Below are 20,985 nucleotides of genomic sequence, written 5' to 3'. Positions count from 1 at the left end.
TCTACTCCGACCGCCGGGCCGAGCCGTCGACACTGCCGCCACCACCGTGGCCACTTCTGCCACCACGATCACTGCCGCCACCGCGATCACTGCGATCACTGCCGACATCGCGATCACTGCCGCCACTGTCACCGTCACCGCTGTCCGGGGCCGCGAGCTTGACGCCCACGGTACGGACGGTGTGCAGGTACCGCGGCTTCTGGGCGGTCTCCCCGAGTTTCCGGCGTAGCCAGGACAGATGGACGTCCACCGTCTTGTCCGCCCCGCCGAGCGGCTGCTGCCACACCTCCGCGAGCAGCTCCCGGCGCGAGACGACCTGGCCGACGCGGCGGGCGAGATAGACCAGCAGGTCGAACTCGCGGGGCGTGAGGTCCAGCGGCGCGCCGTCGAGCACGACCTCGCGCGCCGCCGTATCCAGGACCAGCCCGCCGACCCGGAGCGGCGCCTCCGGCTCGGCCGTACCCAGACGGCGCAGTACCGCCTTGATGCGGGCGTCCAGCTGCGCGGCGCCGAACGGCTTGACGATGTAGTCGTCCGCGCCGTCGTCGAGCACCGCGACCATGTCGCCCTCCTCGTCGCGCGCGGTGGCGACGATGATCGGTACGTCGCTGACCGCCCGCAGCATCCGCAGCACCTGGGCGCCGTCCACGTCGGGCAGCCCCAGGTCCAGCACGATCAGATCGGGACGGTCGGTCACGGCAGCGTCCAGGCCGGACATCCCGGTCGCGGCGGTGGCCACGGCATGACCGCGGTCCCGCAGCGCCCGCACGAGCGCACTGCGCAGCTGGGGGTCGTCCTCGACGACGAGCAGGTGGGACATGACGCCACGGTAACCAGCGATGATCCCGATCGGAGGGCCGGCCACAGGCTTTGGGGCCGCCTTAACCGGCCGTTAGGGAATGGTGCGCGAGTCTGGAACGTGCCTGGTCGACTCGTTCCTGTACGGGCGTCGTGGAATCTGTGGACAACCCGCTCACCCGGACGAGACCGGCAAGAGACACATCCGGCCTGTGGAAAACCCGCCGACGGCGGATCGAGCAGGCAGAGTGAAGAAACACCGGGACCGGCCGGCCCAGGCAGCCACCGAGGCAGGCACGGGGCACCGGTAAGGCATGGGCACTGGCGAGACACGGGGCACCGACGAAGGCACGGGGCACCGGCGAAGACAACGCACCGGCGGAAACAGAGCACCGGCGGAGACAGAGCACCGCAGGAAACGCGGGGACAGGGAAAGGAGGACGCGCGATGAAGTGGCGAGGCGCCGTGGTGACGGCCGTATGGGTCTGCGCGTTCGCGGGAGCGGGCGGGCTGGGCGCGTGGTCGCTGGCCAACACCGACATGGGGCTGCAGAACACCCGCGCCGAGCCGCTGGACGACGACGGGGTACGCCAGAAACTCGCGGCCGCCCGCACCTCCGCCCGGCCCGGCTCCTCGGAGCCAGGCGGCGGCGCCTCCGACTCCGCCGCCCCGGACGCGAGTGGGGCCGGTACCCCCTCCGGCGGTGCCACGCCCGGCTCCGGTGAGACGTCCTCCGCCGGTTCCGCCGGGCGGGTGGGCACCGTCAACGTCACCGGCGGCAGCGCGACCGCCGAGTGCCGCCCCGACGGCCGGGTGTACCTCACGGTCTGGAGCCCGGCCTCGGGCTACCACATGGACACCGTGAAGCGGGGCCCGTCCGACGTCGCGACGATCGAGTTCGAACCTATCGACGACGGCGACGACCGTACGTACGCGATCCGGTGTACCGACGGTCACCCCAAGGCCATACCGGTGGCGGACCACGACGCGGACGAGGATGACGACGACGATGACGACTGAGCCGCGGCACGGCGCGGCCGACGACTGAGGTGGAGTGGGGAGGGGGAGGGGAGGGGGAGGGCCCCGGTTACTAGGACGCGGAGACCCGGGCTCGGGCATCCGGCCCTGCCCCCGGCCCCCGCCCCTGCCCCCGGTCCCCGCCCCCGTCTCCGGTCCCCGCCCCCGTCTCCGGTCCCCGCCCCCGTCTCCGGCCCCCGTCTCCGGCCCCCGTCTCCGGCCCCCGCCCTCGCCCCCGTCTCCGGCCCCCGCCCCAAAGCCAATTCACCCCGCGATCGACAACCTGTCAGAGCGCGTGGTGAGTGCCATACACACTGTCGGTACCGTCGCCGGCGCGGTGATCCTTAGGCTGGTCAGCGTCCGCCGCCCCGTACCCGCGCCTCCCTGCACAGCGTCCTCGTCGTGCGGAGTTCCCGCGTTCCCGAAGTCCTGGCGGCCCTGAGCGATCCGAGGTAGTGACCGTGACCACGACGCAACCAGACCCCGCCGTCGGCGCGGCCGTGAAGGCCGCCGACCGTGCCCACGTCTTCCACTCCTGGTCGGCGCAGGGCCTGATAGACCCGCTGCCGATCGCGGGCGCCGAGGGCTCGTACATGTGGGACTACGACGGCAACCGCTACCTCGACTTCACGTCTCAGCTGGTCAACACCAACATCGGGCACCAGCACCCGAAGGTCGTCGCCGCCATCCAGGAGCAGGCCGGCAAGCTGTGCACCCTCGCGCCGGGCTTCGCCGTGGACGTGCGGTCCGAGGCCGCGCGGCTGGTCGCCGAGCGTACGCCCGGCGACCTGGACAAGATCTTCTTCACCAACGGCGGCGCCGAGGCCGTGGAGAACGCCGTGCGCATGGCCCGGCTGCACACCGGCCGGTCGAAGGTGCTCTCCACGTACCGCTCGTACCACGGTGCCACGGCCGCGGCGATCAACCTCACGGGTGACCCGCGGCGCTGGCCCTCGGACACCGCGTCGGCCGGCGTGGTGCACTTCTGGGGCCCGTTCCTGTACCGCTCGCCCTTCCACGCGGAGAACGAGCAGCAGGAGTGCGAGCGCGCACTGCGCCACCTTGAGGACACCATCGCCTTCGAGGGCCCGCAGTCGATCGCCGCGATCATCCTGGAGACCATTCCCGGCACCGCCGGCATCATGGTCCCGCCGCCCGGCTACCTCGCCGGCGTGCGGGAGATCTGCGACCGGTACGGCATCGTCTTCATCCTGGACGAGGTCATGGCGGGCTTCGGGCGGACGGGCCGCTGGTTCGCGCTCGACCACTTCGACGTCGTGCCCGACCTGATGACCTTCGCCAAGGGCGTGAACAGCGGTTACGTGCCGCTGGGCGGTGTCGCGATCTCCGCTGAGATCGCCGCGACCTTCGACAAGCGCCCCTACCCGGGCGGTCTGACGTACTCCGGCCATCCGCTGGCCTGCGCCTCGGCGGTCGCGACGATCAACGCGATGGCGGAGGAGCGCATCGTGGAGAACGCCGCGGAGATCGGCGAGAAGGTCATCGGCCCGGCGCTGAAGGACATCGCCGAGCGGCACCCGTCGGTGGGCGAGGTGCGCGGCATGGGCGTCTTCTGGGCCCTTGAGCTGGTCAGGAACCGTGAGACGCACGAGCCGCTGGTGCCGTACAACGCCTCGGGCGCGGACAACACCCCGATGGCGCAGTTCGCGGCGGCGTGCAAGGAGCGGGGCCTGTGGCCGTTCCTGAACATGAACCGTACGCATGTCGTCCCGCCGTGCACGATCACCGAGACGGAGGCGAAGGAGGGCCTGGCAGCGCTCGACGAGGCCCTGACCACGGCAGACGCGTACACGGTCTGACGTACTCCCGTGCGGCCCGGCCGGTGGGGCAGCCCACCGGCCGGGCGCACGAAACCGCCGACCGGCCCACACCGTGCCCGGCCACCGGCCCGCACCACGCCCGGCCACCGGCCCACACCGCGTCTCGCCGACCGGCGCGCACCGCGGCCCCGCCACCGGCCCCACCACGCCCCGCCACCGGCCCCACCGCGCCCCGCCACCGGCCCCCGTCACCGGCCCCCGCCACGTCCCGCCACGCCTCTCGTGGAGCCCTTTCGTAACCACCGTCCCATCCGTCTCGTGCGACGCTCGCCTATCGTGAGAGCGAGGGCCGCTCCAGTTCCGTGCGGTCGTGGAAGGAGACGGACACGATGCCCGCCGGGCCGGTCAGCGGAGTCATCCAGCGCAGCACACTCCGACAGCAGATCGCAGACGCGCTGCGCGACGAGGTGCTGGCCGGACGGCTGCCCGCGGGCCGCCAGTTCACCGTCAAGGAGATCGCCGAGCAGTACGGGGTCTCCGCGACCCCGGTCCGTGAGGCGCTGCTCGACCTTTCCGCGCAGGGCCTCCTGGACGTGGAGCAGCACCGCGGGTTCTGCGTCCACACGTTCACGGCCGCCGATTACCGCGCCATGGTCGAGGCTCGCACGCTCGTCGTGGAAGGTGTCTTCCGTACCGGCGCCGAGGAACTGGTCCGCGGTGTCACGTCCGACGCGCTGGTCTCCATCCGGCGCCGCGCAGAGGAAGCGGAACGGTCGGCGCGCTGCGGCGACCTGGACGTACTGATCGGCTACGACCTGCGGTTCTGGCGCGAGTTCGGCAATCTCGTGGGCAATTCCTACATCGCGGAGTTTCTGGACCGGATGCGGGTACAGGGCTGGGTGTTCGCTGTGCCGATGCTGCGTGCCAAGGCTGATCTGCGCGGTCATCTGTGGCAGGGGCACCAGGAGTTGGCGACCGCGGTCGTCCACCGTGACGTGGCCACCGCGCAGCGCCTGGTGCGCGAGTACAACGCCCATGCCCTCGCCCTCGTCGAGAACCTCGCCTAGCACTACGCTGTCCCGACCATCGGCTTCGTCAGCCGGACCCGAGCGGAAGCGAGAACTTGTGGCGTGTGACCTGTGGCTGGTCCCCCTCGTCGACGTGCTGTGCCACAGCCCCGACAATCCCTTCTCCGAAGAGCTCGCCTCCTACGACAAGGCGCTGAACGACGCGGGGCTGCCTCCCGTGCCGGTCTTCAACTACATGCCGGGCCTCTCCGGGGACGTCGCGCCGGTCGCCGGGTTCGACTACGACGCGCTGCATTTCCTGCGCCGCGCGTACCTCCTCCAGATCTGCGGCCTCGCCGTCTCGCCGGTGGACGAACTGGGGGGTGACTACGAGCAGTTGCTGGAGATGTTCGAGAGTACGGCGCAGGAGTCGCACCTGGTGTGGCACTACGACCACGCGGGCGCGTACGTACCGGTGGACTTCCCGCATCCGCTCGCCAACGACGAACTGCTGGCCGGTGGCGGCCCGCTGGGTTCGTCCCACGGGCTGCTGCGGGAGCTGGAGATGGTCGGACCGGCCATCGGCATCGACCCGGCCAATCCGCCCGCGGCCCCGACGCCGCCGGAGCGGCCCACGAAGCTGGAGGAGCGGGCGGAGGGCGCGGTCGGCGACGACAGTCCGTTCGCCCGGGAACGCCATGTCTGGCTCGGGCTGCACGCGGCGGCGACCCGCAGCCTCGGCCAGGGTTCGATGATCGTCTTCAGCTGACCGGAAGCGGGCGCCGGACCGGGCGCCCCACCCCTGGAGCGGCCCGCTCACCATGCGTCTCCGGGGACGCCGCGTGGGCCGTCCTGCCGACACCTGAGCCCTGCAACGGCCCGCTCACCGCAGCGTCTCCGCCGGTAACTGCCGGGGCGTCTCCGGCCGACGGCCCACCTCCCGGCACGCCCCGCTCACCGTGGCGGCTCCGGCGGGCGCTGGCGGGGCATGTTCGGGCGGGTGCCCGGGGGGAGCACGATGCGGCCCGTGCGGTCCGGCGCGGTTTCCTGGCGCGGCGGCCCCCACGGGGCCGGTGTCGCCTGGCTGCCGGTCGGTACCGGGCCGGTACGGAACGCCATCATCCAGTCGGCCGTCTCGGAGCGGACCAGCTCCGCGATGTCCTCGTTGAAGCGCCGCAGTACGGTCAGGCAGCGCTCGGCCGCCTCGGCGGCGGTGCCCTCCGTGGGGCCGAGCACTTCCCGGACGCTCTCCGACGCCCAGTCGAACTGCAGCGCTTCCAGTCGCCGCTGTACGGCCTGCGCCGCTGCCACGTCCCGCATCCAGCCCGCCGTCACGCCGAAGAACCGGTCGCAGCCCATGCAGACGGCGGCGACCAGCAGGGCCAGATAGCCGTACTGGGTGCCGTCCTCCAGCGCGCCGGTGAGGCCGAGCAGGGGCAGCAGCGCCCCCGCCGAGACGCCGGTGGCGGCGCCGGCCCGCAGGATCCGGGCGGTGCGCCGTTTGACGACGCGGTCCGCGAGATACCAGTCGATGACGTGCAGGGCACCGGTCTCGGCCCATTGGTACAGCTCGTCCAGGCGCTCGGCCGGTTCTCCCCAGTCACCGAGGGGGAAGGCACGGCCGGCGAGATCACCGCGATCCCGCCCCTGCGCGTCCTCGCCTTCCTCCCGAGGGGGCCCCTCGGGAGGCCTCTCGGGCTGCATCTCCGGCTGGCTCACCCGTGCACTCCCTGTTGAAGATACGTGCGGTGCGCGCGATGCGATGGAGACGGCCGTGGCGCGCGACACCCTTCCTACCGCCGAACGGCTGGCGTTGCCGCCAGGATCCAGCTATTTCCGCCCGGAAGTGGTGCGGGATCAGGTATAGGCCTGTTCCCGGCCTCACTCGAAAGAGTTGCTACACCCCATGAACTCCACCTAGGTACCCAAGATGGGGACAGGCGCGCGTCCCTCGATCAGCTGTACCCGTTCGCCGGGTTGTACCTGTTTATCCATGTTCAGCCGGTCGTATGCGCATGTTCGACCAGCCGTGCCCTGTTGTGTCCGTTCGTGTGGCGGGGAGTGACAGCATCTGCCGGCTTGCAGGGGCGGACGGGCGCGTCGCCCTCAGGGGCGCCACGGCATGCCGTCACCCGGGACGACTAGGCTGCCCCTGTGAAGGTCCTCGTCATCGGCGGCGGCGCCCGCGAACACGCCCTGTGCCGCTCCCTGTCCCTCGACCCCGACGTCACCGCGCTGCACTGCGCCCCCGGCAACGCCGGCATCGCCGAGGTGGCCGAGCTCCACCCGGTGGACGCCCTCGACGGCGCGGCCGTTGCCGAGCTGGCCGTGAGCCTGCAGGCGGAGCTGGTCGTCGTCGGCCCGGAGGCACCGCTCGTGGCCGGTGTCGCCGACGCCGTACGCGACCGTGGCATCCCGGTCTTCGGCCCCTCGGCCGACGCCGCGCAGCTGGAGGGCTCCAAGGCCTTCGCCAAGGATGTGATGGCGGCGGCCGGCGTGCCGACGGCGCGCAGCTACGTGTGCACCACCCTCGCCGAGATCGACGAGGCCCTGGACGCGTTCGGTGCCCCGTACGTGGTCAAGGACGACGGGCTCGCGGCGGGCAAGGGCGTCGTGGTGACGGACGACGTCGAGGCGGCCCGGGCGCACGCGCTGGCCTGCGACCGCGTCGTGATCGAGGAGTTCCTGGACGGCCCCGAGGTCTCGCTCTTCGCCGTCACCGACGGCGAGACCGTCGTACCGCTCCAGCCCGCGCAGGACTTCAAGCGCGCCCTGGACGGCGACGAGGGCCCGAACACCGGCGGCATGGGCGCGTACAGCCCGCTGCCGTGGGCCGACCCGAAGCTGGTCGACGAGGTCATGCAGTCCGTGCTGCAGCCGACCGTGGACGAACTGCGGCGCCGCGGGACCCCGTTCTCCGGTCTGCTGTACGCGGGCCTGGCGATCACCTCGCGCGGTGTCCGTGTGATCGAGTTCAACGCGCGCTTCGGCGACCCGGAGACCCAGGTCGTCCTCGCCCGCCTGAAGACCCCGCTCGCGGGCCTGCTGATGGCCTCGGCGACCGGCAACCTCGCCGCTCTCCCGCCGCTGCGCTGGAGCGACGGCGCGGCCGTCACGGTCGTCATCGCCTCGCACAACTACCCGGGCACCCCGCGTACCGGTGACCCGATCACCGGCCTGGACGCGGTGGCCGAGCAGGACGAGGCGTACGTGCTGCACGCGGGCACCCGGTACGACGCCGAGGGCCGGATCCTCAGCGCGGGCGGCCGGGTGCTCTCCGTCACCGCCACCGGGTCCGATCTGGCCAGTGCCAGGGACCGCGCGTACACCGCGGTCGGCCGGATCTCCCTGGACGGGTCCCACCACCGGACGGACATCGCCGCCAAGGCCGCCGAGCAGGCCGGCTGAGGAGAACACGCCGGGACCGCCGGGCCTCCGCAAAGGCCCCGGTCCCGCCCTGTACGAGGAACCGGCCGTCCGCGGCCGGTTCCGTGCTTTACCCAAAGCCATTCCATCGAGTGACCGAACCGGTTAACGGCTGACGTGCGGCGGCGCCCCAACTAGGGTTCCGCGCAAGCGTCCTGTGGTGTCCGTTCCGGCTCCCGGCCCGGCTGCCCCTGAGACGTCCGGCAAGTGGCTCACCGGCATTGCGATGTCAGTGGCCGGTGCCAGAGTGGTGGGGAGCGAGCAACGCGCCGACGGTCGCGAGCGGCCGACGGCATGGTGCCGGCTCTCTTCCGTCCCGTCTTCTCTCCGTCCCGTTCATGCAGGACAGCAGGGGGTGTACAGGCTCGTGGCAGGTCCGGAAGCAGGCGAACAGGCAGCGCGCGCCCGGGCGCTCGCGGTACTGCGCATCCGCGGCGCGGCCCTGGGCGCGGCCGTGCTCCCGGCCGCGCTGGCCGTGGTGCTCTTCGCCGGGGCCGCGACCGGCGGGCCCGGTTCCTGGGATTCCGGCGGCTGGGCCCTCGCCCGCTGGATCGTGGCGGGCTTCGCGGCGGTGGTGCTGCTGCTGGCGGCGCTGGTCGCGACGGTGGTCGCCCGGGCCAGGCCCGCGCTCAGTCCCACGGTCCCGGTCGCCGAGGAGTCGGCGCCCGATCTGTACCGCCTGGTGCGTGACCTCGCCGACCGCCTGGAAGTGCCGGCGCCCTCCGCGATAGCGCTCACCCCCGACTGCGACAGCTGGCTGGAGGACCGTACGCACCGCACGCACGCGTCGCCCGGAGGCGCGGCGTCCGCGTCCCGCGTGGCCGGGGCCGGTGCGGACCGGCAGGCACCGGCGCCGGTGCTGGTCATCGGCTCGCCGTTCCTGTGGTGGATGCGGGTCGGCGAGCTGCGGGCCCTGCTGGCCCCCGTCGTCGCGGGTACGGGCCCCTCGGCCCACCCCGACATAGCGGCCGCGCGCCGCTTCGTCCGCGGCCTGGACGCCGCCGTGGCGGTCGCGGCCCGGGCCCGGGGCACGCTGCGCGGGGTACCGCTGCGCTTCGTTGGCCGGGTGGCGCGGCTGCTGCTGCGCGGCTGCGGTGAGCACGCCGCACAGATGGAGCGCGGGGTCGCGGCGGCGGCGTCCGCGCGCGCCCAGGGCGTGGACTACGGCCTGCGGATCGTGGCGCAGGAGCAGGTGGGCCTGGCGTACGCGGGCTGGGACCGGCTGCTGACCCGGGTGGCGCTGCCGGCCTGGCGGATGGGCCGCTGGCCCGCCCGGCTGGACGCCGGTGTGGTCTCCGCGCTCACCGAGCTCTCCCGCCGTGACCGTCTCGCCGAGGGCTTCACCTCCCGGCTGGGCGAGCGCCCGGCCTGTGACCTGCTGGAGGAGCCCGGCGCCATCGACCGCGCCGCGTCCCTGCTGGCGGCCCGGCTCTTCCACGGCGGCCCCGCCGAGACCGGCCCCGACTGGGCGCCGGTGGCCTGGGACCGCTATCCGGAGGAGGTCGTCGACCGCAAATGGCGGCTGGAGGCCGCCCGCCTGCACCGCGTGCTGGACGATCTCCCGGCTCTCGCGGCTGCCGGTCCCGACGAGGGGACCGGTGCGGCCCAGCCCGTACGGGCGAAGGAGCCGGTGGGCACGAAGAGCTCCGTGGGCGAGCCCGTCGGGGCGGCCGAGGCCGGCGCGGGCCGGGCCCTCGGCGAGCCGCCGGCGGAGGCCGCCGAGCGCCTCGGCGGCCGGGTGCGGACGGCGGATGCCGAGGCCGTGGCCGCTTCCAGGAGCGCGGTCCGTCCCGAGGCCGCGGCGTCTTCGGACGCCGCTCGCGCGGCGATCGGTGGCGAGTCCGCCGTGGCCGGGCCCACGCTGACCCGGGTGATCGAGCGGCTGGCCCGGGACGCGGCGGAGAGCGACCTGGTCGCCGCGCGCCTGGTGACCGAGCTGGAGCGGGAGGAGCGGGCCACCGCCGACCGCCGGGCCGCTGTCCGTACGGCGGGTCCGGCCCAGGAGGCCGCCGAGACCGCGGGGCCCGGGGTGTCCTGGGGGGACGGGCTGGTCGACGGCGGGGTGCCGCTGTTCCCCCTGCAGGCGCCCCGCTCGGGCCGTGAGCTGCTCGCCGACCACGTCACGGCGATGGTCTGCTGCGCCGCCGTGGACACCGCGGGTGCCGCTCCGGGACTGGACTGGCTGGACGGGCCCGCGCTGCTGGTCGACGGCGCCCGCCGGGCCGACGTGAGCCGCCCGGTCCGCAGCCTGGTGGACGACGGCGACGCCGAGCCGCTCCGCGACTGGCTCGGCGAGCTGGGCGTACGCCCCGACAAGCCCGTACGCCTGGTGTAACCGCCACCCCGCCCTCCACCGAGCGTCGCCCCCGGCCGCTGCCGGCCGCCCACCGCGTACGGGCTCCGGCCTTCCGTTTCCCTCCAATTCGCCTTCCGGTCGTTCTCGACCGTAAATTCACGACGAAGGGTGACGGTCCAAGTGCGTAATGTGATGTGCTGGGGGTACTCGCCGCTTCTCTTAGGAACGAACGTGTACCCGAGAGCTCGTACACGCGAGCTCGTCCTGCCGCCCGTACCGGTGACGCCGTGCGGGCGGCAGGACAGCGCAGCCGACGGGTGCCGAGAGAGCCGGTGGGGCGAGGGAGGGGAGTGGGAGCGTGGGCACACAGCAGATCCGGCGGTGGGAGTCCGGGGCGCTCGCGCATGCCGTGACGGATCCGTTCGGCCAGGGGCCGCTTCCGTGGCTGCGTGGCAGTGAGAACTACTTCGACTCCGGGCAGGTGGTCCCCTGGTACGTCGATCCGGTTCTCACCCATGACGAGGCGCCCATCCCGCTGCCCCGCTCCTGCGCGGGCCCCCGCACCGCCGACGACGTGCGCCGCCAGATCAAGGGCTTCACCGCGAGCGGCGCGGTGGCCCCCGGCGAGGCCATCGACTTCCGGATCACCGTCGACCCGCCGCAGCCCTTCAGCATCGACGTCTACCGCATCGGCCACTACGCCGCGGCCGGAGCCTCGAAAATCACCACCAGCCCCCGGCTCTCCGGCATCGTCCAGCCCGCCCCGCTCACCGCCGACCGCACGGTCTCCTGCCACCACTGGTGGCTCTCCTGGCGGCTCCAGATCCCCGAGTACTGGCACGTCGGCGCGTACGTCGCCGTGCTGACCACCGCCGACGGCTACCGCAGCCACATCCCCTTCACGGTCCGCGACGACCGCCCGGCCGACCTGCTCCTGCTGCTCCCGGACGTCACCTGGCAGGCGTACAACCTCTACCCCGAGGACGGCCGGACGGGCGCCAGCCTGTACCACGCCTGGGACGAGGACGGCGCGCTGCTCGGCGAGAAGGACGCGGCGGTCACGGTCTCCTTCGACCGCCCGTTCGCGGGCGCGGGCCTGCCGTTGCACGTCGGCCACGCGTACGACTTCATCCGCTGGGCGGAACGGTACGGCTACGACCTCGCCTATGCCGACGCCCGGGACCTGCACGCCGGCCGGGTCGATCCGACGCGCTACCGCGGCCTGGTCTTCCCCGGGCACGACGAGTACTGGTCGGTCCCCATGCGCCGGACGGCCGAGCGGGCCCGTGACACGGGCACGTCCCTGGTCTTCCTCTCCGCCAACACCATGTACTGGCAGGTCGAGCTGTCCCCGTCGCCTTCGGGTCCGGACTCCCTGCTGACCTGCCGCAAGCGCCAGGGCCCCGGGCGCCCCGCGCTCTGGCGCGAGCTGGGGCAGCCGGAGCAGCAGCTGATGGGCATCCAGTACGCGGGCCGGGTGCCCGAGCCCGCCCCGCTCGTCGTCCGCAACGGCGACCACTGGCTGTGGGAGGCCACCGGCGCGCACGAAGGGGACGAGCTGGCCGGGCTGGTCGCCGGTGAGGCGGATCGGTACTTCCCGCGCACGAGCCTGCCCGAGCACACCAGCCGGGTGCTGCTGGCCCACTCCCCGTACCACGACGGGGACGGCATCCGGCGGCACCAGGAGACGTCCCTGTACCGCGCGCCCAGCGGCGCCCTGGTCTTCGCGTCCGGCACCTTCGCCTGGTCGCCGGCGCTGGACCGGCCCGGCCACATCGACGAGCGGATCCAGCGGGCGACCGCCAATCTCCTCGACCGCATCTGCAAACGCGACTGAGAGCCGGACACCGGCGAGAGCCGGTCACCGGCTCCGAGCCCGCGAGCGGCGGCCCCGGGCCCTCGGACGGAAGCGCCGGGGGCCGCGTCGGCCGACCCTGAAGCGCTGCCGGGCCCCCGCATGCGCGAGAATCGGAAGGACTCCTGGATCAACCTACGCGGAGGCAGCGTGTCCGGATTTGTTGAAAAGCCCGAACCCGTGGAGGTGCAGGGCCTGGTCCACCTCCACACCGGCAAGGTGCGCGACCTCTACGAGAACGCCGACGGCGACCTGATCATGGTCGCCAGCGACCGTACCTCCGCGTACGACTGGGTGCTGCCCACCGAGATCCCCGACAAGGGCCGGGTCCTCACCCAGCTCTCGCTGTGGTGGTTCGACCAGCTCGCCGATCTTGCGCCCAACCACGTGCTCTCCACCGACGTCCCGGCCGGCGCCCCCGCCGACTGGGAGGGCCGCACCCTGGTCTGCAAGTCCCTCGACATGGTCCCGGTCGAGTGCGTGGCCCGCGGCTACCTCACCGGCTCGGGCCTGAAGGAGTACGAGGAGAGCCGTACGGTCTGCGGACTTGCGCTCCCCGAGGGGCTGGAGGACGGCTCCGAGCTGCCCGGCCCGATCTTCACCCCGGCCACCAAGGCCGAGGTCGGCGAGCACGACGAGAACGTCTCCTACGAGGAGGTCGCCCGGCAGGTCGGCGCGGAGACCGCGGCGCAGCTGCGGCAGGCGACCCTCGCGGTGTACGGCCGGGCCCGGGACATCGCCCGGGAGCGCGGCATCATCCTGGCGGACACCAAGTTCGAGTTCGGCTACGAGGTGGGCGAGGACGGCACGCGGACGCTGACCCTGGCCGACGAGGTGCTGACGCCGGACTCCTCGCGCTTCTGGCCGGCCGACCAGTGGCAGCCGGGCCGTGCCCAGCCGTCCTTCGACAAGCAGTTCGTCCGGGACTGGCTGACCTCGCCGGACTCCGGCTGGGACCGCAGGAGCGAGCAGCCGCCGCCCTCGCTGCCGGCGGAGATCGTGGCGCAGACCCGCGCGAAGTACGTCGAGGCGTACGAGCGGCTCACGGGTCTCAAGTGGTCCTGATCCACCACGGACAGCGATAAGGCCCCGGTCTTCCGACCGGGGCCTTTCGTATGGAGCGGACGACGAGGCTCGAACTCGCGACCTCAACCTTGGCAAGGTTGCGCTCTACCAACTGAGCTACGTCCGCAATCTCCGGCGCCGGAGCGCTCGGTGTGTGCACCACTATAGCCAACCGCGCGGGGTGCTCGTGCCCTTCAGGCGGGGCGGGGCAAGGATTGTGGCCACGGCCACAGATCGTTTTCCCGGTGACCAGGGTGAAGGCGGCGGATAAAGCAGAAGACCCCGGTCGCGGGGACCGGGGTCTTCTTTCTCTGAGCGGACGACGAGGCTCGAACTCGCGACCTCAACCTTGGCAAGGTTGCGCTCTACCAACTGAGCTACGTCCGCATGCATCCACCCGGCTTTCACCGAGCGGCGCGACAGCTACTCTACCTGATCCGGAGGACTGGTCGAGACTGTCAGAGCGGGTGACAGGGATTGCACACTGCGCCTCCCCCTTGGAAAGGGGGCGCTCTACTACTGAGCTACACCCGCGTGACTCCTCGGGGCCCGGCCTTCCGGCCTCGCCCCTCGGCGTGCTCCAGACTTTAGCTGATCAACGGGGGTGCAGCGCAAGTCCGCTGCCCGCCGGGCTTCCGGTGCCGGCCGCCGGCCGGGCCGCCGGTGGCCCCTGAGGACCGCCGGCCCCTCCTCGGCCGTCAGCTGTTGGCGGCCTCGAACGCCTCGTAGACCTTCTTCGGGATGCGGCCCCGCGGCGGCACCTCCATCCGGTGCGAGCGGGCCCAGGCCCGTACCGCGGCGGGGTCGGCCGCCACCGGGGTGTGGCGGTAGGCCTTGCCGGACTTCGCACGCTTGCGGCCGGCCTCGACGTACGGAGCAAGTGCCTCACGGAGTTTCTTCGCATTGGCGGGATTGACGTCGATCTCGTACGTCTTCCCGTCCAATCCGAACGTGACCGTCTCTGCGGCTTCTCCGCCGTCGATGTCATCGGAGAGCGTGACCACTACGCGCTGCGCCACGGATATCGGTCCTTTCGTGCAGCATCTCGGTGCTGACATGGGGAGATGCGGCAGATCCGGATGTCAGGGATCAATGCTTTTTCATTTGTACAGCGATGAGCAATGCATTGGGAAGCCCAGTTAATTTCCTCAGCGTGTCCCCGCGCAATCCGGACTGCGGATCTTTTCGAGGATTTTTCCCGGGTGTTCACGACCGCCGATACCTGAACGTGATCGCGTGCGTACAGTTCTATGCGCGTAGATTTTTCGGCAAGGTAGTGTGAAGGAACCGAGTCGGGGTCCGGGGTGTCCCCGGATAAACCCAGCCGCACCACACAACCGGGAGTGCCAGTGGCACGCGTCGTAGTCGACGTCATGCTCAAGCCCGAGATCCTCGACCCGCAGGGACAGGCGGTGCAGCGTGCACTGCCGCGTCTGGGCTTCGAGGGCATCTCCGACGTACGTCAGGGCAAGCGTTTCGAACTCGAGGTGGAGGGGCCGGTCGACGACGCCGCCCTCGCCCGCATCCGCGAGATGGCCGAGACCTTCCTCGCCAACACCGTCATCGAAGACTTCGTCGTACGGGTCGACGAGCCCGCCGGAGCCGGCTCATGACCGCTCGCGTCGGAGTCATCACCTTCCCCGGCACGCTCGACGACCGCGACACCCAGCGCGCGGTCCGGATCGCCGGCGCCGAGGCCGTGCCGCTGTGGCACAAGGACAAGGACCTCAAGCAGGTCGACGCAGTGGTCCTGCCCGGCGGCTTCTCCTACGGCGACTACCTGCGGGCCGGTGCCATCTCCCGCTTCTCGCCGGTCATGGAGACCGTCATCGAGCAGGCCAAGGGCGGTCTGCCCGTCCTCGGCATCTGCAACGGCTTCCAGGTCCTGACGGAGACCCACCTCCTCCCCGGCGCGATGCTGCGCAACAACCATCTCCACTTCATCTGCCGCGACCAGAAGCTGCGGGTGGAGAACGCCGGTACGGCGTGGACGGCGGACTACACCGCCGGCCAGGAGATCAGCATCCCGCTGAAGAACATCGACGGCCGGTACGTCGCCGATGAGCGCACCCTCGACGAGCTCGAGGCGGAAGGCCGCGTGGCCTTCCGCTACCTGGACGGAAATCCCAACGGCTCGCTGCGGGACATCGCCGGCATCACCAACGCGGCCGGCAACGTCGTCGGCCTCATGCCGCACCCGGAGCACGCCGTCGAGCCGCTGATCGGTGCCGGCGGCACCGACGGCCTCGGATTCTTCACCTCGATCCTGAAGAAGTTGGTCAACGCATGACGCTGGACACGGTCAAGCACGCGGCCGAGACCCCGGACACCGACCAGCCGTGGGCCGAACTGGGCCTGAAGCAGGAGGAGTACGAGCGGGTACGCGAGATCCTCGGCCGCCGTCCGACCGGCGCCGAGCTCGCGATGTACTCGGTCATGTGGTCCGAGCACTGCTCGTACAAGAGCAGCAAGGTTCACCTCCGCCAGTTCGGTGAGAAGGCCCCGGAGACCGACGCGCTGCTCGTCGGCATCGGTGAGAACGCGGGCGTCGTCGACGTCGGCAACGGCTACGCGGTCACCTTCAAGGTCGAGTCGCACAACCACCCCTCGTACGTCGAGCCGTACCAGGGCGCCGCGACCGGTGTCGGCGGCATCGTCCGCGACATCATCGCGATGGGCGCCCGCCCGGTCGCCGTGGTCGACCCGCTGCGCTTCGGCGCCGCCGACCACCCCGACACCAAGCGCGTGCTGCCCGGCGTGGTCTCCGGCATCGGCGGCTACGGCAACTGCCTGGGCCTGCCCAACATCGGCGGCGAGGTCGTCTTCGACTCCTGCTACCAGGGCAACCCGCTGGTCAACGCCGGTGCCATCGGCGTGATGAAGCACGAGGACATCCACCTCGCCAAGGCCTCGGGTGCCGGCAACAAGGTCATCCTCTACGGCGCCAGGACCGGCGGCGACGGCATCGGCGGTGCCTCGATCCTGGCCTCCGAGACCTTCGACGACAGCAAGCCGAGCAAGCGCCCGGCCGTCCAGGTCGGCGACCCCTTCCAGGAGAAGCTGCTCATCGAGTGCACCCTGGAGGCGTTCGCCGAGAAGCTGGTCGTCGGCATCCAGGACCTCGGCGCGGCCGGTCTGTCCTGCGCCACGTCCGAGCTCGCCTCGAACGGCTCCGGCGGCATGCGCGTCGAGCTGGACGACGTGCCGCTGCGCGACTCCACGCTCTCGCCCGAGGAGATCCTCATGAGCGAGTCGCAGGAGCGCATGTGCGCGGTCGTGGAGCCGGAGAAGGTCGACCGCTTCCTGGAGATCTGCGAGAAGTGGGACGTCACCGCCACCGTCATCGGTGAGGTCACCGACGGCGACCGGCTGGAGATCTTCTGGCACGGCGAGAAGATCGTCGACGTGGACCCGCGGACCGTCGCCCACGAGGGCCCGGTGTACGAGCGTCCGTACGCCCGCCCCGAGTGGCAGGACACCCTGCAGGCCGACGACGCCGCGAAGCTGGCCCGCCCGGCCAACGGCGACGAGCTGCGCGAGCAGGTCCTGAAGCTGGTGGCCCACCCGAACCAGGCCTCCAAGTCCTGGATCACCTCCCAGTACGACCACTTCGTGCAGGGCAACACCGTGCTGGCGAGCCCGGAGGACTCCGGGATGATCCGCATCGACGAGGAGTCGGGGCTGGGCGTGGCGATCGCCACCGACGGCAACGGCCGCTTCGCGAAGCTGGACCCGTACCACGGTGCGCAGCTCGCGCTCGCCGAGTCGTACCGGAACGTGGCGGCCACCGGCGCCAAGCCGCTCGCCGTCTCGGACTGCCTGAACTTCGGCTCGCCCGAGGACCCGGCCGTCATGTGGCAGTTCGCCGAGGCCATCCGCGGTCTCGCGGACGGCTGCCGGCAGCTCGGTACGCCGGTCACCGGCGGCAACGTCTCGCTCTACAACCAGACGGGCGAGGCCGCCATCCACCCGACGCCGGTCGTCGCCGTCCTCGGCGTGATCGACGACGTGGCGCGCCGTACGCCGGTCGCCTTCGCGGAAGAGGGCCAGCTCCTCTACCTGCTCGGCGACACCCGTGAGGAGCTGAGCGGTTCGGCCTGGGCGCAGGTCGTCCACGACCACCTGGGCGGTCTGCCGCCGAAGGTGGACCTGGAGCGCGAGCGGCTGCTCGCCGAGATCCTGATCTCGGCGTCCCGCGACGGCATGATCGACGCGGCGCACGACCTGTCCGACGGCGGTCTGGTCCAGGCGCTGGTCGAGTCCTGCCTCAAGGGCGGTAAGGGCGCCCGAGTGGTCATCCCCGAGGGCCAGGACCCGTTCGTCACGCTGTTCTCCGAGTCCGCAGGGCGTGCGGTCGTCTCGGTGCCGCGCAGCGAGGAGCTCCGCTTCACCGACATGTGCGGTGCGCGTGGTCTCCCGGCGACCCGGATCGGTGTCGTCGACGGTGAAGCGCTCGACGTGCAGGGCCAGTTCAGCATCGCGCTGAGCGAGCTGCGCACGGCGCACGAGGAGACCATCCCCGGCCTCTTCGGCTGAGCCACGCGGCACGCCTGCGGAAGCCCCCGTCCGGACCAGGTCCGGACGGGGGCTCCGGCGTTTCCGGGACCTGACCCTTGCACGAGATTACGTAATTACGTAATCTCGGGAGCATGGATCTGGAAGAGCGCGTCGCCGAGCTCGAACGGCGCATGGCGGAGCTGGAGGGCGCGGGCCCGGCCGCGCCCGCCGTGGGGGAGGGGGACTTCTGGGCCCTCGACGCGCTGAAGGCGCGGCATCCGGTGACGCCGGACGCGGACGGTGCCGTCCTGTTCACCGGGGCGGTGCGCGTGCCCACGGGACACCGGTACGAGTGGCAGTACGGCCTGCTCACCGAGACGGTCTTCGAGGGCGACTGGACCGAAGCGGCCGAATCGTTCGCCGCGCTCGGCAATCCCGTACGGCTGCGGCTGCTGCGGGAGATCCTCGGCGGCCTGCGTACCGCCGCCGAGCTGGCCGCGCTCGAAGACGTCGGCACGACCGGCCAGATCTACCACCACCTGCGCCAGCTGACCGGCGCGGGCTGGCTGCACACCACGGAGCGCGGCCGGTACGAGGTGCCTGCCGGGCGGGTGGTGCCGCTTCTCGTGGTGCTCACCGCCGCGCGCCCCGTCGCCTGACCGTTTCCGTACGAGTCCCAGTTACCAGGGGGGATGCATGTCCGCAGGCCGACGCAAGCTCGCCGCGCTGGTCCAGCACGTGCTGTGGATCGTCTTCTTCGTCCAGATGGTCGTCGGGTTCTTCGTGGACCTGCCGTACAACTACTGGCTGAGCTGGCTGCCCGCGCTCGGCGCGATCGCCCTCGACATGGCGGCCTCCCGTTCCGCCCGTCGGCGGATCGAGACGGAGTCCCCGGCGCCGGTCGAGGTCGAGCCCCCGGTCACCGGCCGCTGGTCCGCCCTCAACAGCCCCGCCGACAAGGTGCCGAGCCACGGCACGCACGGCTTCGGGCAGACGTACGCCATCGACATCACGGCCGAGCCGGAGACGGGGCCCGAGCGCCCCGCTCCCGTCTGGTTCTGGCCCGTCGCCCGGCCCGCCCGTGCCTATCCCGCCTTCGGGGCGCCGCTGCACGCGGTGGCCGATGCCACCGTCGTGCACGCCGAGGACGGCCAGCGCGATCACCTCAGCCGGAGCTCCCTCGTCGGGGTCCTGTACTTCTGGCTGGTCGAGGGCGTGGGCAGGACGCTCGGCGGCACCCGCCGCGTCGTCGGCAACCACGTCGTCCTCGACCTCGGCGAGGGAACGTACGCCATGTACGCGCACGTCCAGCAGGGCTCCCTCAAGGTCCGCGCCGGCGACGCGGTCCGCGCAGGACAGGTGCTCGGCCACTGCGGGAACTCGGGCAACTCCACCGAGCCGCACGTGCACTTCCAGCTGATGGACGGGCCAGACCTGGACACCGCCCGGGGCATCCCCTTCAACTGGCGCGGGGTCGGAGTGCCCGGGAACGGTGCGAAGTTCACCGTTCCTGAGGCCATCGCGGCCCCATAACCCCGTACGTCTCGTAGGCTCGGCAGCATGCCCACGACACCGGCCAAGAAGCGTCCCCGCAAGTACGACCCCGCCAGGACCCGGACCGCGGTGACCGCGCAGCTCGGTCACGTACGGGACGCCGTACGGGCCTTGGGGCCCGAGGACTTCGCGCGGCCGACCCGGCTCGGGGAGTGGACCGTACGGGAGCTGGTGGCGCACTTCGCCATGGCGGTCGACCATGTGCCCGCCGCCCTCGAACGTCCCGCGGCGCCGAAGCAGGAAATAGTGCTCGCCGAGTGGCCTTTCGGGGCCGCCCCGTTCGCCGACGCGGTCGACGCGCGCGTGCGGACGATGGCGGCGGAGCAGGACCCGGTCACCCTGCTGGACCGGGCGGCCGAGCGGTACGCCGCGCTGGTGCCCGCGGCCCCCGACGACCGGCTCATGGAGGTCAGGCCCGGGGCGATGCGACTGGACGAGCTGCTGGTGACCCGCTGCCTCGAACTGGTCGTGCACAGCGACGACCTCGCCGAAGCGACCGGCGCTGAGATCCCGTTCGACCGGCACGCGCTGGCCGCCACGGCCCGGCTCCTCGCCGACGCGCTGGCCACGAAGGCCCCGGGCGGTGCGGTGGAGGTGCGGGTCCCGCCGTTCGCCGTCGTGCAGTGCGTCGAGGGCCCCCGGCACACCCGCGGCACCCCGCCGAACGTCGTGGAGACCGACCCGCTGACCTGGGTGCGGCTGGCCACCGGCCGTGCGGAGTGGACGGCGGCGGTGGCGGACGCCCTGGTGAGCGCGAGCGGCGAGCGTGCCGACCTCGGACCGTACCTCCCGGTGTTGTCCTGAGACGTACGGGCCGAAGGCCGTGCACGGGGCCGCCATTCAGACGGACGGGTACGGCAGCAGCGTGGCGTCGATGCGTTCCCAGGCGGCGGTACGGAGATCCCGCAACAGGTCCTGCTCCGTACCGGCCCGGTCGCCTGTTCGCGCGGGTCGGCGGTGAGGTCGAAGAGCTGGTCGGCGCCGCCGTTGCCGCGGTAGTACTTCCAGTCGCCGCGGCGCAGCGCCCGCTCGCCGCGTACCCGCCAGAACAGGTCGCGCTCGGGCAGCCGCTCGCCGCGCAGCAGGTGGCCCGCCAGGCTCGTGCCTTCTCCTGCCCGGAGCGCTTGAGCGCGTCCAGGACCTCGCCGACGGAGCGGTCCAGGTCCTCGACCATCTCCTGGTACTTGGCGAGCGAGCCGCCGTCGCGGTGGTGGAGCGCGTGGTCCGCTCCGGTTCCGCCGCCCGCTCCCGTACGTGGTCCACGGCCCGTTCTGTGAGGATGCGGGGGTGCAGTACCGCAGGTCCTTGTACGGCGATGGGCGCGGCGAGGCCGCCTTCCGTACGGCCGGGGAGGGGCACCTCCCATGCCCGTTCAGGGCTATGGCGAGCCCGGTGCAGAGCGAGAAGCGGGTGGGGGACAGGTCGCGGACCCGGAGCAGGCCTGGGTGAAGCGGACGCCCTGGCGGGCCGGCCGGTCCAGGCGCGGGCTGCGGATGTGCGGTGAGCCGTACGAGGAGAGGTCCGCCCAGCCCAGATCGTCGCCGAGGATGAAGAGGGTTCGGGCGACTTCACGAACGGGTTGTTTGCTGGAGGGAAAGTGGCGACCGTGCGCACCGCGGCCTCCGCTGGTAAATCCTGATAAATGCCGCCCAAAAGCACCGGCCTGGTGCGCGATGGCCGGGAAGTGAC

General features: G+C 71.9%; 17 protein-coding genes, 3 tRNA genes and 1 pseudogene. 14 read left to right on the top strand and 7 right to left on the bottom strand.

Annotation, left to right across the window (positions count from 1 at the left end; all coding sequences use genetic code 11):
* Window position 1 precedes the first annotated feature (1 nt).
* Window positions 2-820: a response regulator transcription factor gene (locus tag AAC944_RS18250; RefSeq protein ID WP_078888841.1), complete on the bottom strand. Its 819-nt coding sequence runs from the start codon at window positions 818-820 to the stop codon at window positions 2-4.
* Window positions 821-1,245: 425 nt separating this feature from the next.
* On the opposite strand from AAC944_RS18250, the gene AAC944_RS18245 reads away from it, so the two are divergent.
* From AAC944_RS18245 to AAC944_RS18230, 4 genes are all read left to right on the top strand, one after another.
* Window positions 1,246-1,818, top strand: coding sequence for a hypothetical protein (locus tag AAC944_RS18245; protein ID WP_030621405.1), 573 nt, complete (start codon window positions 1,246-1,248; stop codon window positions 1,816-1,818).
* Window positions 1,819-2,276: 458 nt separating this feature from the next.
* Window positions 2,277-3,635, top strand: a complete 1,359-nt coding sequence (locus AAC944_RS18240; RefSeq protein WP_030623553.1) for an aspartate aminotransferase family protein — start codon at window positions 2,277-2,279, stop codon at window positions 3,633-3,635.
* 350 nt (window positions 3,636-3,985) lie between these two features.
* Entirely contained in the window at window positions 3,986-4,663 is a 678-nt protein-coding gene (locus AAC944_RS18235) for a GntR family transcriptional regulator (RefSeq protein ID WP_030623550.1), read from the top strand.
* Window positions 4,664-4,721: 58 nt separating this feature from the next.
* The gene (locus AAC944_RS18230; RefSeq protein WP_030623547.1) at window positions 4,722-5,372 is read left to right on the top strand and encodes a putative DNA-mimic protein; all 651 of its coding nucleotides are present in this window, start codon (window positions 4,722-4,724) and stop codon (window positions 5,370-5,372) included.
* A gap of 185 nt (window positions 5,373-5,557) precedes the next feature.
* Here the strand turns inward: AAC944_RS18230 and AAC944_RS18225 are convergent, their stop codons facing one another.
* On the bottom strand, window positions 5,558-6,322 hold the full coding sequence (locus AAC944_RS18225) for an SLATT domain-containing protein (protein WP_030623543.1): 765 nt from the start codon (window positions 6,320-6,322) through the stop codon (window positions 5,558-5,560).
* Between the two features lie 435 nt (window positions 6,323-6,757).
* Between AAC944_RS18225 and purD the strand changes: the two genes are divergently transcribed.
* From purD to AAC944_RS18205, 4 genes are all read left to right on the top strand, one after another.
* Complete coding sequence (purD, locus tag AAC944_RS18220; protein WP_030623540.1) at window positions 6,758-8,011, top strand: phosphoribosylamine--glycine ligase; 1,254 nt, start codon at window positions 6,758-6,760, stop codon at window positions 8,009-8,011.
* Between the two features lie 385 nt (window positions 8,012-8,396).
* Window positions 8,397-10,364 carry a hypothetical protein gene (locus AAC944_RS18215; RefSeq protein ID WP_030623537.1) on the top strand — a complete coding sequence of 656 codons (1,968 nt, stop codon included), beginning with the start codon at window positions 8,397-8,399 and terminating at the stop codon, window positions 10,362-10,364.
* Between the two features lie 319 nt (window positions 10,365-10,683).
* Window positions 10,684-12,162, top strand: a complete 1,479-nt coding sequence (locus AAC944_RS18210) for a N,N-dimethylformamidase beta subunit family domain-containing protein (protein ID WP_030623535.1) — start codon at window positions 10,684-10,686, stop codon at window positions 12,160-12,162.
* 168 nt (window positions 12,163-12,330) lie between these two features.
* Window positions 12,331-13,245, top strand: coding sequence for a phosphoribosylaminoimidazolesuccinocarboxamide synthase (locus AAC944_RS18205; protein ID WP_030623518.1), 915 nt, complete (start codon window positions 12,331-12,333; stop codon window positions 13,243-13,245).
* A gap of 51 nt (window positions 13,246-13,296) precedes the next feature.
* Here AAC944_RS18205 and AAC944_RS18200 read toward each other — a convergent pair.
* The 4 genes from AAC944_RS18200 to AAC944_RS18185 all read right to left on the bottom strand — a co-directional run bounded on the left by AAC944_RS18200 (window position 13,297) and on the right by AAC944_RS18185 (window position 14,264).
* A tRNA-Gly gene (locus AAC944_RS18200) sits at window positions 13,297-13,372 on the bottom strand.
* A 187-nt stretch (window positions 13,373-13,559) separates the two neighbouring features.
* Window positions 13,560-13,632, bottom strand: a tRNA-Gly gene (locus tag AAC944_RS18195).
* A 75-nt stretch (window positions 13,633-13,707) separates the two neighbouring features.
* Window positions 13,708-13,779: transfer RNA gene (locus AAC944_RS18190), tRNA-Gly, on the bottom strand.
* A 164-nt stretch (window positions 13,780-13,943) separates the two neighbouring features.
* Complete coding sequence (locus AAC944_RS18185) at window positions 13,944-14,264, bottom strand: histone-like nucleoid-structuring protein Lsr2 (protein ID WP_030623505.1); 321 nt, start codon at window positions 14,262-14,264, stop codon at window positions 13,944-13,946.
* A 330-nt stretch (window positions 14,265-14,594) separates the two neighbouring features.
* Between AAC944_RS18185 and purS the strand changes: the two genes are divergently transcribed.
* The 6 genes from purS to AAC944_RS18155 all read left to right on the top strand — a co-directional run bounded on the left by purS (window position 14,595) and on the right by AAC944_RS18155 (window position 20,100).
* Entirely contained in the window at window positions 14,595-14,858 is a 264-nt protein-coding gene (gene purS / locus AAC944_RS18180; RefSeq protein WP_030623503.1) for a phosphoribosylformylglycinamidine synthase subunit PurS, read from the top strand.
* Window positions 14,855-15,535 carry a phosphoribosylformylglycinamidine synthase subunit PurQ gene (gene purQ / locus AAC944_RS18175; RefSeq protein WP_030623500.1) on the top strand — a complete coding sequence of 227 codons (681 nt, stop codon included), beginning with the start codon at window positions 14,855-14,857 and terminating at the stop codon, window positions 15,533-15,535. Before purS ends, purQ begins: the two co-directional genes overlap by 4 nt.
* On the top strand, window positions 15,532-17,781 hold the full coding sequence (purL, locus tag AAC944_RS18170; RefSeq protein WP_037773414.1) for a phosphoribosylformylglycinamidine synthase subunit PurL: 2,250 nt from the start codon (window positions 15,532-15,534) through the stop codon (window positions 17,779-17,781). The genes purQ and purL overlap by 4 nt, the downstream gene beginning before the upstream one ends.
* Before the next feature lie 113 nt (window positions 17,782-17,894).
* Window positions 17,895-18,401 carry a helix-turn-helix domain-containing protein gene (locus AAC944_RS18165; protein ID WP_030623496.1) on the top strand — a complete coding sequence of 169 codons (507 nt, stop codon included), beginning with the start codon at window positions 17,895-17,897 and terminating at the stop codon, window positions 18,399-18,401.
* A gap of 37 nt (window positions 18,402-18,438) precedes the next feature.
* Window positions 18,439-19,275, top strand: a complete 837-nt coding sequence (locus AAC944_RS18160) for a M23 family metallopeptidase (RefSeq protein ID WP_030623494.1) — start codon at window positions 18,439-18,441, stop codon at window positions 19,273-19,275.
* Between the two features lie 27 nt (window positions 19,276-19,302).
* A complete protein-coding gene (locus tag AAC944_RS18155) occupies window positions 19,303-20,100 on the top strand; it encodes a maleylpyruvate isomerase family mycothiol-dependent enzyme (protein ID WP_030623491.1) in 798 nt (265 codons plus the stop codon).
* Window positions 20,101-20,136: 36 nt separating this feature from the next.
* Here AAC944_RS18155 and AAC944_RS36540 read toward each other — a convergent pair.
* Window positions 20,137-20,878 (bottom strand): annotated as a pseudogene (locus AAC944_RS36540) (sulfatase family protein); the annotation flags it as partial.
* Window positions 20,879-20,985 lie beyond the last annotated feature (107 nt).

The sequence above is a fragment of the Streptomyces sclerotialus genome (assembly GCF_040907265.1).
In the GTDB taxonomy this organism is placed as follows: Bacteria; Actinomycetota; Actinomycetes; order Streptomycetales; family Streptomycetaceae; genus Streptomyces; species Streptomyces sclerotialus.
The sequence above is the reverse complement of the archived record's forward strand: the minus strand, read 5'-3'. Positions and strand labels throughout refer to the sequence as shown.